Below are 12,778 nucleotides of genomic sequence, written 5' to 3' on the forward strand. Positions count from 1 at the left end.
AGTGCTCATACCGTTGCGATGACGTTCAGGCCTACGCCGGGCGCGCAATGAGGTCGACGCCGTCAGAGCCGACGAACTCGACGTCGACGATGTCCCCGACGCTCGCCCCGGCAACATCAACGAGGGTCACGACCCCGTCAACCTCTGGACCCTGGTGCTCCGCCCTACCGACAATGGCTTCGTCGGTCTCCTCGATCATGACCCGCCCACGGGTGCCGACACGATCCTCGGCACGCTGGGAGACGAGCTCGTCGATGAGATCGGCAAGGTCCTCGCGTCGAGCAGCGATGACGTTCTCGTCAACATGCCCGTCAAGGGTCGCTCCCTCGGTACCTTCCTCGTCGGAATAGGCGAAGACACCAGCAACGTCGAGACGCGCCCGCTGCAGGAATTCCGCGAGGACTCCGACATCAGCCTCGGTCTCGCCGGGGAAACCGGTGATGAAGTTCGACCTGAAGCCGGCCTCTGGGCAACAGGACCGGATGGACTCGATGATGTCGAGGAAGGACTCGGCGTCGCCGAAGCGACGCATCCGACGCAACAACGGCCCTGACGCGTGCTGGAAGGACAGATCGAAGTAGGGCACGACCTTGTCAGTCGCCACCATGGCCTCGATGAGGCCCGGTCGAAGTTCTGCGGGCTGCAGGTAGGACACCCGGATCCACTCCAGCCCCTCGACCTGGTCCAAGCCGGTGAGGAGCTTCTCCAGCGCGCGTAAATCCCCTAGGTCCTTGCCGTAGGAGGAGGAGTTCTCGCTGACGAGAAAGACCTCCTTGACACCATGGTCAACCAGCCAACGTGCCTCCTCGACAATCTCGGCGGCAGGTCGGGAGAGGTAGGAGCCACGGAATCGCGGGATGGCGCAGAAGGCACAGCGCCGATCACAGCCCAAAGCCATCTTGAGCGGTGCGCTGGGCCCCGAACCGAGACGACGTCGGGTGGCTCGGGGGCCTGAGGCCGGAGCCAGGGAGGCCGGCAGGTCGGGGGCAGTGCCATGACCGGGAACCGAGACGCCGGAGCTGGCTGAACCTCGATCGACCGGGGTGAGGGGAAGCAGGGTGCGACGATCACGGGGAACACGGGCCTCGATCGATCCGCCGTCGAGGATGGTGCGAAGTCGGTCCGCGATGTCGTCGTAGTCGTCGAACCCCAGCACAGCGTCGGCCTCAGGAAGGGACTCGGCCAGTTCACGTCCATATCGCTCGGCCATGCATCCCACCGCGACGACCGACTGGGTGGTTCCTTGAGCCTTGAGGTCTGCGGCAGCCAGCAAGGTGTCGACGGAGTCCTTCTTGGCCTGCGCAATGAATCCGCAGGTGTTGACGACGACCGTCTCGGCCACGCTGGGGTCGTCAACGAGTCGGAATCCGCCAGCCTCCATGCGGGCCGCAAGCTCCTCGGAATCGACGTCGTTGCGGGCGCAGCCCATCGACACGAGATGGACTGTCATGAGGTGATCACCGACGGACACGAGACTCCATTCTGATGGGCGAGGTGGTTTCGGCCGCATCCTACGCGTCTACCGTGGAACACATGACCTTTCATAAGACCGACCACCACAGGAATGCCATCGCCTACGAGGTTGCCGGGCTGACGTGGCTCGCGGCTGCTCAGCCCACTGGGGCTGCGATAGTCGAGGTCTTGGACCACGGCAATGGTTGGCTCACGGAACCCGAGCTCTTTCCGGTCCATCCCACCCGTAAGGCAGCTGAGGAATTCGGTCGACGTCTGGCCCACACCCACGCAGCAGGGGCATCCCACCTGGGAGCGGCTCCCGACGGGTTCACCCCTGACGGCGGGTACATCGGTCGTGCTCCCCTGCCTCTGCCCTGTGAACACATCGACTCGTGGGGAGAGTTCTACGCGCGTTACCGCATCGAGCCCTACATGGACAGCCTTGACGCCGACGCCCGGGCAATCATGTCCGCACTCGTCGACCGGCTTGCCAGCGGGGTGTTCGACCACGACCAGCCCGCGCTGGTGACCTACCCTGCCGCGCGTACCCACGGCGACATGTGGTCCGGGAACCTCATGTGGACCTCCGAGGGGGTCGTCCTCATCGATCCTGCTGCCCAGGGTGGTCACGCCGAGGAGGACCTTGCCTGCCTGTCGGTCTTCGGTGCCCCCTTCACCAACGAGATCCGTGCCACGTACAACGAGGAGTCCCCGCTGGCCGACGGTTGGCAGGAGCGAATCGGGTTGCACCAGCTCCACATGCTCATCGTCCACTGCTTCCTCTTCGGCGGCGGATATGTCGGGAAAACCGTCGAGGTGGCACGCCGCTACCTCTGATCGCTTTCCCAGGAACGAGCTCATGGCCCCGCCATATGACGGGGCCACGAATATGTCTCACCAGCCGGTTCTCGGCATCGATGTAAGCCGATGAGGCCAGCCTGGACGGGCTCACATGAAAGGAATCAGTGGGAGTCGGACCAGGCCTGCGGATCTGAGGACCAGGTCTGCAGGGTGGCCAGCTGCTCCGGGGTGATGCGTCCGGACTCCGCTGCCACCTCGATGAGAGTCGGGTAGTTCGACAACGTGTACAGCGGCAGACTGGCCTCCTCGAACGCACGATGCCCCTTCTCCAACTCGTAGGAGAACAGGGCGAGGACGCCGGCCACCGTCGATCCCTCCCGCTCGACGGCCTGAGCAGCCTTGAGTACGGAGCCGCCGGTGGAGATGAGATCCTCGACCATGACGACCCTGGACCCGGATGGAATGCACCCCTCGATCTGATTGCCACGTCCGTGGTCCTTGGGTGCGGAACGGACGTAGGCCATCGGAACGCCGAGGCGATCGGCGGCCAGCGCGGCATGGGCGATACCAGCGGTGGCAGTACCGGCGACGACGTCGACCTGGTCGACATTCGCGCGCACGAGCTGGGCCAGGCCCGAAGCGATGAGGTCACGGGTCTGTGGGTCCGAGAGGGTCACTCGGTTGTCGCAGTAGATCGGTGAATGCAGGCCGGAAGCCCAGGTGAAGGGGGCATCCGGGGCCAGCGAGACGGCTTCGATGGCGAGCAGACGCTCTGCGAACTGCTGGGCGATCTCCTTGTTGGTGACGGTCATGGCGTTCTTCCTCCAGGTCGTGTTGTCGTCAGGCTGCCGTACGCCCGACATTCCATTCGTCGCGGATGGCGTGGTAAGCCGCGACCGGGTCGTCGGACTTGGTGATGGGACGGCCCACCACGATCGCCGAGGAGCCCATCGACGCTGCGTTGCCGGGGGTGGCGACCCGGGACTGGTCCCCTACTGCGGCGCCTGCTGGACGGATACCGGGGGTGACGCGCAGGAAGTCCGGGCCCGTCACCGAGGCGATGTCGGCGGCCTCATGGGCCGAGCAGACGACACCGACCAGACCCGCCGACTGGGCAAGTTTTGCGTAGTTACGCACCGATTCAGCCAGCGACACCTCAATGAGTTGCTCTGTCCTGAGCGCCTCCGGGGAGGTCGAGGTGAGCTGGGTGATGGCAATGACACGAGTATTCTGGGCCGCATCCCCAAGACCCTCCAGAGCCGCCTCCATCATGGCCCTTCCGCCCGCGGCGTGGACGGTCAGCAGATCCGCTCCCAGCCTCGACAGGCTTGCGGCCGCTCCCTTGACAGTGTTGGGGATGTCGTGGAGTTTGAGGTCGCAGAAGACATCGTGCCCAGCCTCCTTGAGGCTGGTGATGACACTCGGACCAGCGGCGTAGAACAGCTCCATGCCCACCTTGACGAAGAGACTTTCGTCGAACTCCGCGACGAAGTCGAGGGCGGCCTCGGCGCTGGGAAGGTCAAGGGCGATGATCGGGCGGCTGGTGTCCATGTGTACTCCTTGATGGTGGTCGATGATCATCGAGACCGACGGACCTCGGTACGAAGATCCTCGAGGCTGGAGATGTGCAGGTCGTCCATGAGCGGCTCGAGTCCCTCGATGATCTTGGGGCAGGCCAGTGGATCGGTGAAGTTGGCGGTGCCGACTGCGACGGCCGAGGCTCCGGCCATCATGAGTTCCAGCGCATCGGCGCTGGTCGTCACCCCACCCATCCCGATGACGGGAATGTCGACGGCTCTGGTGACGGCGTCGATCATGCGCACTGCGATGGGAAGGACGGCTGGGCCGGAGAGCCCGCCCGTGCCATTGGCGATGACGGGCTTTCGCCATCCCAGGTTGATCCGCATACCGGTGAGGGTGTTGATGAGGGTCAAGCCATCAGCCCCGGCGTCGGCGACCGCCCGGGCGATCTCGGTGATGTCGGTGACGTTGGGAGACAGCTTGACGTAGACCGGCACGCCGGCGGCCGCGACGACAGCCCTCGTCAAGTCATGGGCGGCGGCCGCATTGGTGCCAAAGGTGATCCCGCCGCGCTTGACGTTGGGGCAGGAGATGTTGATCTCCAGGGCTGCAACGTTCGGGGCTGTCGAGGTGACCTCGGAAACCTTGACGTAGTCCTCGGTGGTGTACCCGGCAACGTTCGCGATGATCGGCAGGTCCGGGAAGTGCTCGGCCAGCCACGGCAGCTTTTCGGCCATGACGACGTCGAGCCCCGGATTCTGCAGACCGATGGCATTGAGCATCCCGCCTGGCGTCTCGGCGACCCTGGGAACCGGGTTGCCAGGACGCGGCTCGACGGTGGTCGCCTTGACCATGATCGATCCCAGCACTGACAGGTCGTAGTACTGGGCGTACTCGGCGCCGAACCCGAAACACCCACTGGCGGGCATGATCGGATTCTTGAGCTCCAGGCCCGGCAGGCAGACGGCCAATCTGTTCACAGCACGACCTCCTCGGCCTCGAACACCGGTCCGTCGTAACAGACCCGGAACTGGTGATCGGGATGTCTCGCGTCCGAGATGACACAGGCGTAGCAGGCACCCACCGCGCAGGCCATCCTCTCTTCCAAGGAGAGTTGGGTACGCACCGTCGGTGCCAGCGCCGACCTCACCCACTTCAGCATCGGGGTGGGCCCACAGGCCTGCACGATGTCGGGGGCGAACCGTCGCGCTGCGTCGGTCTCGGCGATCTGGGCAACGGTCCCCTTCGTCCCCACCGAGCCGTCGTCGGTGGAGATGAGCACCTCGCCCAGCTGGGAGAACTCGTCGACCCAGAAGATGTCGTTACGGTCCCGGAATCCAAGTCGGAACTGCACCTGGACGCCACGCTCGACGAGGCAACGACCGAGCAGGTACAGCGGCGGGATGCCCACACCTCCCCCCACGAGCAGGGCGCGCTGGCCTGGATGCACGGCGTCGGGGTCGAATCCGTGTCCCAGGGGGCCGAAAACATCCATTCTTGCCCCGAGAGGCGCCCGTGACAGCTCGTCGGTCCCTCGACCGACCACCCGGAAGATGAGGGTGTATCCCCCCTCGTCGGCGTCAGCGATGGACAGTGGCCGACGCAGCACGTGCAGTCCACCGAGCAGCAGGTCGAGGAAGGTCCCCGGAACGACTCTGGGCATCGGCTGGTCAGGGATGAGGCGCACCGCGTACACTCCGGCGGCGATCTCCCGACGATCCGACAGTTCCATCAGCTGAGGGGCCTGGCACAGCTCCGTCGTATCACTCATCAGATCGACTCCGTCGAGAAGACTCGCGACTCCATCACCCGACAGATAGCCGCAGCGGTGTCGAGAGAGGTGAACAGCGGGATGCCGCGAGCGATGGCCTCACGACGTATCTGCTTTCCGTCGATGATGGTCTCCTGGCCATTACCCATGACGTTGATGACGGCGTCGCAACCGTTGCGGTTGATGAGGTCGAGGACGGACTCGGTGGAACCGGCCTCCCCCGACCCGATCTTCTCGGCCGCGTCGATCCGCAAGCCACCCTCGTCGAAGAATCGCGCAGTGCCCTTGGTGCCGACGAGCTGGAATCCAATCCGGTCGAAGCGGCGGGCCAGGGCGAGGGCCTCGGGCTTGGCGTCATCGGCCACCGTGATGAGGATCTTGCCGTACTCGGGGAGGTGCAGACTGGCGGCCTCGAAGACCTTGTACAGCGCCTTCTCGACGGTGTCGTCGGAACCCATGACCTCGCCGGTCGACTTCATCTCAGGGCCCAGGTGCGAGTCGACCAGGTCGAGCTTGGAGAAGCTGAAGACCGGGGATTTGACGTGGATGCGTGTGGGCACCGGCAGCAATCCGGGCTGCAGACTGAGGTCCGACAGTTTCTCCTTGAGGATGATCCGGGTGGCCACCTCAGCCATCGACACGCCGGTGACCTTGGACAGGAAGGGCACGGTGCGCGATGCACGAGGATTGGCCTCGATGACGTACACGGTGTCCTCGCCATCGGCAGGATCCTTGGCGATGACGAACTGGATGTTGAGGATCCCCCTGGTGTTGAGCCCCAGGGCCAGCTTCGTCGTCACCTCGACGATCCGGTCGGTGACCTTCTGGCTCATCCGCTGCGGTGGGTAGACGGCCATCGAGTCGCCGGAGTGCACGCCCGCACGCTCGATGTGCTCCATGATACCGGGAATGAGGACATCGGTACCGTCACAGATGGCGTCGACCTCACACTCCAGACCATTGAGGTAGCGGTCCACCAACACTGGCTTGTCAGGGCTCGCGTGGACGGCGTCGCGCATGTAGCGCTTGAGCTCCTCGGCGCTCGTCACGATGGCCATGGCGCGACCCCCAATAACGTAGGAGGGACGCACCAGCACCGGGTATCCGAGCTCCTCGGCAACCGCCAGGGCTTCATTGGTAGAGCGTGCGGTACCGCCTGGGGCCTGTGGGATCCCCAGCTCGGCCAGCAGGGACTCAAATCCCTCACGGTCCTCGGCGCGGTCGAGGTCGGCCAGCTGGGTGCCCAGGATCGGCACTCCGGCGGCCTCCAGCGGGCCCGCAAGGTTGATCGCCGTCTGGCCACCGAATTGGACGATGACCCCCTCTGGCTGTTCGAGGTCGATGACGTTCATGACGTCCTCGATGGTGAGGGGCTCGAAGTACAGCTTGTCAGAGATCGAGAAGTCGGTGGAAACCGTCTCCGGGTTGGAATTCATGATGATCGCCTCGTACCCGGCAGCCTGGATGGCCTTGACCGAATGCACGGTGGCGTAATCGAACTCGATGCCCTGGCCGATGCGGATCGGTCCGGAGCCCAGCACCAGGACGCTGGGCCGATCCGACCTCACCGACTCGTTCTCCACCTCGTAGGTCGAGTAGAAGTACGGAGTCGAGGAGTCGAACTCGCCGGCGCAGGTGTCGACCATCTTGTAAATGGGCGTGATCCCGGTCTCGACCCGACGGGTACGCACCTCGTCGGCGGTCGTGCCCCAGGACCGGGCGACGGCCGCGTCGGAGAAGCCATTGCGCTTGGCGATCCAGAGGGTTTCCGGATCGTCGGGGCAAGCTCGCAGCCTCTCCTCGATCTCGAGGATGTGGGCGATCTTGTCGAGGAAGAAGACGTCGATCTTGGTCTGCTGGTGGAGTTCGTGCACCGTGCGTCCGCGGCGGATCGCCTCGGCCAGACAGAAGAGCCGGTCGTCACGGGCGTGCAGCAGGCGTTCCTCGAGGACATCGTCGGGCAGGTCCGCGACATCACGCAGCGCGATGTGGTCGACCCCGATTTCCAAGGAACGCACTGCCTTGAGCAGGGATTCCTCGATGGTGCGGCCCAGGGCCATGACCTCGCCGGTGGCCTTCATCTGGGTGCCGAGGCGACGATCGGCCCGTGCGAACTTGTCGAAGGGCCAGCGCGGAATCTTGGCGACGACGTAGTCGAGCATGGGCTCGAACATCGACCAGGTCGTCCCGGTGACAGGGTTGCGGATCTCGTCGAGGGTCATACCGACGGCGATCTTCGCCGCAATCTTGGCGATCGGGTAGCCGGTGGCCTTGGACGCCAGGGCCGAGGACCGCGAGACGCGCGGGTTGACCTCGATGACGTAGTACTGGAAAGACTCAGGATCCAGGGCGAGCTGGACGTTGCAGCCGCCCTCGATGCCCAGCGCCCGGACGATCTCGATCGACGCGTCACGCAGCATCTCATGTTCGACGTCAGTGAGGGTCTGGGTGGGGGCGAAAACGATGGAATCGCCGGTGTGGACGCCGACCGGGTCGAAGTTCTCCATGGTGCAGACCACCATGGCGTTGTCTGCGCCATCGCGCATCATCTCGTACTCGATCTCCTTGTACCCCGCGATCGACTGCTCGACCAGGCACTCGGTGACCGGGGAGAGCTCCAGTCCCTTCCCGACGACGCGTACCAGTTCAGCCTCGTCACGGCAGATGCCGCCGCCGGTACCACCGAGGGTGTAGGCAGGACGGACGATGAGCGGGTAACCGATGGAGTTGCCCACCTCGACCGCCTCTTCGACGGTGTGGACGATCTCGGACGCGGGCACCGGCTGGCCCAGCTCGTCCATGAGCTGCTTGAACAGATCACGGTCCTCGGCCCTCTCGATGGCGGAGAGCTTGGTGCCAAGCAGCTCGATGCCCAACTCCTCGAGGATCCCGGACCTGGCCAGGTCGGTGGCCATGTTGAGGCCGGTCTGACCGCCCAGGGTGGGGACGATGGCGTCGGGACGCTCCCGACGCAGGATCGAGGAGACGAACTCCAAGGTGATCGGCTCGATGTAGACCTTGTCGGCGATGTCACGGTCGGTCATGATCGTCGCCGGATTGGAGTTGACGAGGATGACCTCGTACCCCTCCTCCTTGAGGGCCAGGCAGGCTTGGGTGCCGGCGTAGTCGAACTCGGCAGCCTGACCGATGATGATCGGACCGGATCCGATGACGAGGACACGATGCAGGTCGGTGCGGCGGGGCATCAGTTCTGGCCTCCAGAGTGATTGGCGTCCATGAGTGCCACGAAGTCGTCGAAGACGTGGGCTGCGTCGTGCGGCCCGGCGGCCGCGTCAGGGTGGTACTGCACCGAGAAGGATCCGAGCCGGGCGTGACGCACACCCATGACCGTCTCGTCATTGATCTCGATGTGGGTGATCTCCAGCTCGGTACCGGCCACTGAGTCGGGATCGACGGCGTATCCGTGGTTCTGGCTGGTGAAGTCGATCCGTCCGGTGGAAAGTTCGCGCACCGGGTGGTTGAAGCCACGGTGTCCGAAGGGCAGCTTGTAGGTGTCAGCACCGTTGGCCAGGGCGAAGACCTGGTGGCCCATGCAGATGCCGAGGACCGGGTATTCCTCCTGGAGCTCACGCACAACGTCCTGGACCTGCGGGATCGACTTCGGGTCGCCGGGACCGTTCGACAGCATGATGCCGTCGGGGGCCAGGGCACGCACCCGGTCGGCCGAGATGTTCCAGGGCACCACGGTGACGGCGCATCCGCGCTTGCTGAGCTCGCGCAGGATGGAGTGCTTGAGGCCGAAGTCGAAGAGCACCACGCTGCGTCCACCCAGCGGCGACGGGTAGGCGGTGCGGGTGGAGACCTGAGCGATCTGGTCGGTGGGAAGCTGGGTGTCGCGCAACTTCTCCTGCTGGGCGTCAAGGTCAGCGTCGGGACCGAGCAGGACCCCCTTCATGACCCCCTCGTTACGCAGTCGTCGCACCAGGGCACGCGTGTCGATGCCGGCCAGGCCAGGAATGCCATGGGTGGTGAGGAACTCGTCAAGGGTGCGCCGGTTTCGCCAGTTGCTGGCCAATCTCGGCACCTCTCGGCAGATGACCCCGGCGGTCGTCGGAAAGAGGGACTCCATGTCGTCGCGGTTGATGCCGCAGTTTCCGATGAGAGGGTAGGTGAAGGTCACGATCTGTCCGTTGTAGGACTGATCGGTGAGGGTCTCCTGATAACCGGTCATCCCGGTGGTAAAGACGACCTCGGCACTCACCTCACGGTCAGCCCCGAAGGCCTCCCCCTGGTAGCTCGTCCCATCGGCCAGCAACAGGGTGCGTCTGCTCATTGCGGATCTCCCATCTCGTGGTCATCAGTCTTGCCGATCTGCTGTCCTCGTCGGTGCACCGTCCGACCACCGACCATCGTCAGCACGCAGTCACCGAGGACGGGGCGACCGGCGAAGGGGGTGTTGCGTCCCATACCGGCTCCCTCCTCGGGGATGATCGTCGTCTGGGTCTGCAGGTCGAAGGCGGCCAGGTCGGCCGGTCCGCCCACTCGCAGTCGTCCTGCTTCGGCCAGCCCGAAGGTGTCCGCAGGCCCGACGGTGAGCCAGTCAACCAGCTGATCCAGGCGGAATCGCCGGTTCAGCACGAAGTTCGTGTACAGCAGGGCGAAGGTGTGCTCGTTCGTGATGACACCGAAGGCGGCACTGCGGAAGGAGCAGTCCTTCTCGGCGGCAGCATGGGGGGCATTGTCGGTGGCGATACAGGTCAAGGTGCCGTCACACAACCCGTCGACCATGGCGTCGACGTCGTCGCGGGTGCGAAGCGGCGGATTCATCTTGTAGAACCCGTCGTCGCTGGGGATGTCGTCGTCGGCCAGCAGCAGATGATGCGGGGCTGCCTCGCCAGTGACGTCTGCCCCGTCCTCCCGGCCACGACTCAAGGTGCGAATCGACTGCCTGGTCGAGGCGTGACACAAGTGGTAATGGGCTCCGGTGGCCTCGGCGATCACGACGTCGCGAGCCACCTGGACGGTCTCGGTGAGGCGAGTCATGGGCGGCAGACCGAGTTCTCGGGCCCGGCGTCCGTCATTGATGACTCCGCCACGTACCAAGGACTCGTCCTCGGCGTGGGCGGCGATGGGACGACCCACCTCGGCGGCAGCGCGCATGGCGTCATACATCGTCCCGGCCAGCTGGACTCCCTTGCCGTCATTGGAGAAGGCAATGGCCCCAGCCTGGGTCAAGGCACCGACATCGACCAGATCGGTACTGGTCAGCCCGACGGTGATGGGAGCGATGGGACGCACTCGTACCAGGGCTGACTCGTCGATCTTGCGCTTGAGGTCGGCCATGAGCTCAGAGGTGTGCGGGTCGGGCACAGTGTTCGGCATCGCGCAGATCGTCGTCCATCCGCCTCGGGCTGCGGCAGCAGTACCGGATGCGATGGTCTCCTTGTACTCCTGTCCTGGCTCGCGCAGATGGACGTGCAGGTCGACCATGCCGGGAGTCACGAGAGCCCCACCCAGGTCGATGACCTCGGCGTCCGCCCCATCGAGGGCCTTGCGACGCCCCCGTGACATGGCTTCGATCCGGTCATCGCGGACGAGGAGCTGGGAGGGAACCGGAGTGGCTCCCTCCAGCATCGTCAAGTGAGTGAGGAGGACTCTTCGGCTCACCTCGCCTCCCTGGCTTGCAGCACCTGTTCCAGAATGGCCGTTCGTACCATGACTCCGTTCCGCATCTGCTCAAAAATACGAGACGAGGGGGCCTCCACGAGGTGACCAGAGATCTCACATCCGCGGTTCACAGGAGCCGGGTGCATGATGATCGCATTCGGCTTCATCCGCTCCGCCCGCTCATCGGTGAGGCCGAAAGCCTGCAGGTAGTCGGTGGCGGAGAAGTCCGGGCCGGCGTCGAACCTCTCGTGCTGGACTCGCAGCATCATGGCGACGTCAACGTCGGAAATGACCTCGTCGAGGGTGGCCATCGTGCCAAGCCTGGTGACGTCGTGGTCCATCCACTCGCGCGGTCCGGTGAAGACGACGTTGGCACCCAGTCGCACGAGGATCTGGGCATCGGAACGAGCCACTCGTGAGTGGGCGATGTCACCACTGATGGAGACCGTCAGGCCATCGATGTGTCCGAATTCCTCGGCGATGGTCATGAGGTCGAGCATGCACTGGCTGGGGTGCTGGCCAGAGCCGTCACCACCATTGACGACCGACAGGCCGAGCATCCCGGTCGCCAGCAGGTAGTCGTAGTAGTGGTTGGTGGAGTGGCGGATGACGGCCACCTCAGCGCCGATGGCGTCGACCGTACGCACCGAGTCGTAGAGGCTCTCACCCTTGGTGACGCTGGAGTGCCCCGGATCGAAGTCCAGGACTTTCATCCCCAGGCGGTGCTCGGCCATCTGGAAGCTCGTCATGGTTCGGGTGGAGTTCTCGAAGAACATGTTGATGGCTACGTGACCGGGCGCGACACGCGCGGCCTCGCCAGCCTTGAACTGACGTCCACGATCGATGATCTTCATGACGTCGTCATTGGACATGTCCTCCACGGACAGGAAGTGACGTCCGGAGTGGTCGACGTCGAACTCCTCAACGACCTCAGCACTCATCGGGAGGCCACCTTTCGAATGGTGACGGCGTCCTCGCCATCAACTTCGGCGACGTGGACGTCGACGGCCTCGCTCAGCGAGGTGGGGATGTTCTTTCCGACGAAGTCGGCACGGACCGGGAGCTCGCGGTGACCTCGGTCGACCATGACGGCCAGCAGGATGCGATCGGGGCGACCGGTGTCGAGCAGGGCGTCGAGGGCAGCTCGCACGGTGCGACCGGTGAAGAGAACATCGTCGACGAGGACGACCGTCTTGCCAGCCAGGTTGGTCGGGACGTTGTTGCCCGACAGCACCGGATTCTGTGGACGCTCGCGGTGCTCATTGGGATCGAGGTCGTCCCGGTACAAGGTGATGTCCAGCTCACTGACGGGCACATCAACATCACTCAGGGACGACAACTTGGTGGCCATACGCTGTGCCAGGTACGCGCCGCGGGTGCGAATACCGACGATGACCAACTGGTCGAGCCCCTCGTTGCGCTCGACGATTTCGTAACAGATTCTCGTCAGCGCCCGCTCCAACGCCTTGGAGTCGAGGACGGTGACTGGGCCGGATGACTGGGTGAGTTGCATAACAGGCTCCTACCGCTGGACACCGCGGGTGCGAGGGTGGAGCACACCGGATGACGCGCACATGCGCAGTCACCTGTTGGCACGACCTT

The 12,778-nt window shown here is 64.6% G+C and carries 11 protein-coding genes; 1 reads left to right on the forward strand and 10 read right to left on the reverse strand.

The window, feature by feature from the left end; translation table 11 throughout:
- Window positions 1-31 precede the first annotated feature (31 nt).
- The gene (gene rimO, locus ACSJJT_RS01835; RefSeq protein ID WP_435916667.1) at window positions 32-1,450 is read right to left on the reverse strand and encodes a 30S ribosomal protein S12 methylthiotransferase RimO; all 1,419 of its coding nucleotides are present in this window, start codon (window positions 1,448-1,450) and stop codon (window positions 32-34) included.
- Between the two features lie 35 nt (window positions 1,451-1,485).
- Between rimO and ACSJJT_RS01840 the strand changes: the two genes are divergently transcribed.
- Window positions 1,486-2,292, forward strand: coding sequence for a fructosamine kinase family protein (locus ACSJJT_RS01840; RefSeq protein ID WP_435916668.1), 807 nt, complete (start codon window positions 1,486-1,488; stop codon window positions 2,290-2,292).
- Between the two features lie 125 nt (window positions 2,293-2,417).
- Here the strand turns inward: ACSJJT_RS01840 and pyrE are convergent, their stop codons facing one another.
- Genes pyrE through pyrR form a run of 9 tightly spaced genes read right to left on the reverse strand, consistent with a single transcriptional unit; the run spans window position 2,418 to window position 12,689 of the window.
- Window positions 2,418-3,068: an orotate phosphoribosyltransferase gene (pyrE, locus tag ACSJJT_RS01845; RefSeq protein ID WP_435916669.1), complete on the reverse strand. Its 651-nt coding sequence runs from the start codon at window positions 3,066-3,068 to the stop codon at window positions 2,418-2,420.
- Window positions 3,069-3,096: 28 nt separating this feature from the next.
- Window positions 3,097-3,807 carry an orotidine-5'-phosphate decarboxylase gene (gene pyrF, locus ACSJJT_RS01850; protein WP_435916670.1) on the reverse strand — a complete coding sequence of 237 codons (711 nt, stop codon included), beginning with the start codon at window positions 3,805-3,807 and terminating at the stop codon, window positions 3,097-3,099.
- A 26-nt stretch (window positions 3,808-3,833) separates the two neighbouring features.
- A complete protein-coding gene (locus ACSJJT_RS01855; protein ID WP_435916671.1) occupies window positions 3,834-4,757 on the reverse strand; it encodes a dihydroorotate dehydrogenase in 924 nt (307 codons plus the stop codon).
- Window positions 4,754-5,548, reverse strand: a complete 795-nt coding sequence (locus ACSJJT_RS01860; RefSeq protein ID WP_435916672.1) for a dihydroorotate dehydrogenase electron transfer subunit — start codon at window positions 5,546-5,548, stop codon at window positions 4,754-4,756. Before ACSJJT_RS01860 ends, ACSJJT_RS01855 begins: the two co-directional genes overlap by 4 nt.
- Window positions 5,548-8,754: a carbamoyl-phosphate synthase large subunit gene (carB, locus tag ACSJJT_RS01865; RefSeq protein WP_435916673.1), complete on the reverse strand. Its 3,207-nt coding sequence runs from the start codon at window positions 8,752-8,754 to the stop codon at window positions 5,548-5,550. Before carB ends, ACSJJT_RS01860 begins: the two co-directional genes overlap by 1 nt.
- Window positions 8,754-9,842 carry a carbamoyl phosphate synthase small subunit gene (locus ACSJJT_RS01870; protein WP_435916674.1) on the reverse strand — a complete coding sequence of 363 codons (1,089 nt, stop codon included), beginning with the start codon at window positions 9,840-9,842 and terminating at the stop codon, window positions 8,754-8,756. Before ACSJJT_RS01870 ends, carB begins: the two co-directional genes overlap by 1 nt.
- Complete coding sequence (locus ACSJJT_RS01875; RefSeq protein ID WP_435916675.1) at window positions 9,839-11,176, reverse strand: dihydroorotase; 1,338 nt, start codon at window positions 11,174-11,176, stop codon at window positions 9,839-9,841. Before ACSJJT_RS01875 ends, ACSJJT_RS01870 begins: the two co-directional genes overlap by 4 nt.
- Window positions 11,173-12,117, reverse strand: a complete 945-nt coding sequence (locus ACSJJT_RS01880; RefSeq protein ID WP_435916676.1) for an aspartate carbamoyltransferase catalytic subunit — start codon at window positions 12,115-12,117, stop codon at window positions 11,173-11,175. Before ACSJJT_RS01880 ends, ACSJJT_RS01875 begins: the two co-directional genes overlap by 4 nt.
- Window positions 12,114-12,689 (reverse strand): bifunctional pyr operon transcriptional regulator/uracil phosphoribosyltransferase PyrR, encoded by a 576-nt coding sequence (pyrR, locus tag ACSJJT_RS01885; RefSeq protein WP_435916677.1) that lies wholly within the window; start codon window positions 12,687-12,689, stop codon window positions 12,114-12,116. The genes ACSJJT_RS01880 and pyrR overlap by 4 nt, the downstream gene beginning before the upstream one ends.
- Window positions 12,690-12,778: the final 89 nt, after the last annotated feature.

The sequence above is a fragment of the Cutibacterium nasicola genome (assembly GCF_051303185.1).
Lineage (GTDB): Bacteria > Actinomycetota > Actinomycetes > Propionibacteriales > Propionibacteriaceae > Cutibacterium.

Excerpts from the sequence above, each read along its gene's own strand:
- rimO (WP_435916667.1), bottom strand. The coding sequence starts at position 1,450 with ATGACAGTCCATCTCGTGTCGATGGGCTGCGCCCGCAACGACGTCGAT.
- ACSJJT_RS01840 (WP_435916668.1), top strand. The coding sequence starts at position 1,486 with ATGGGCGAGGTGGTTTCGGCCGCATCCTACGCGTCTACCGTGGAACAC.
- pyrE (WP_435916669.1), bottom strand. The coding sequence starts at position 3,068 with ATGACCGTCACCAACAAGGAGATCGCCCAGCAGTTCGCAGAGCGTCTG.
- pyrF (WP_435916670.1), bottom strand. The coding sequence starts at position 3,807 with ATGGACACCAGCCGCCCGATCATCGCCCTTGACCTTCCCAGCGCCGAG.
- ACSJJT_RS01860 (WP_435916672.1), bottom strand. The coding sequence starts at position 5,548 with ATGAGTGATACGACGGAGCTGTGCCAGGCCCCTCAGCTGATGGAACTG.
- carB (WP_435916673.1), bottom strand. The coding sequence starts at position 8,754 with ATGCCCCGCCGCACCGACCTGCATCGTGTCCTCGTCATCGGATCCGGT.
- ACSJJT_RS01870 (WP_435916674.1), bottom strand. The coding sequence starts at position 9,842 with ATGAGCAGACGCACCCTGTTGCTGGCCGATGGGACGAGCTACCAGGGG.
- ACSJJT_RS01880 (WP_435916676.1), bottom strand. The coding sequence starts at position 12,117 with ATGAGTGCTGAGGTCGTTGAGGAGTTCGACGTCGACCACTCCGGACGT.
- pyrR (WP_435916677.1), bottom strand. The coding sequence starts at position 12,689 with ATGCAACTCACCCAGTCATCCGGCCCAGTCACCGTCCTCGACTCCAAG.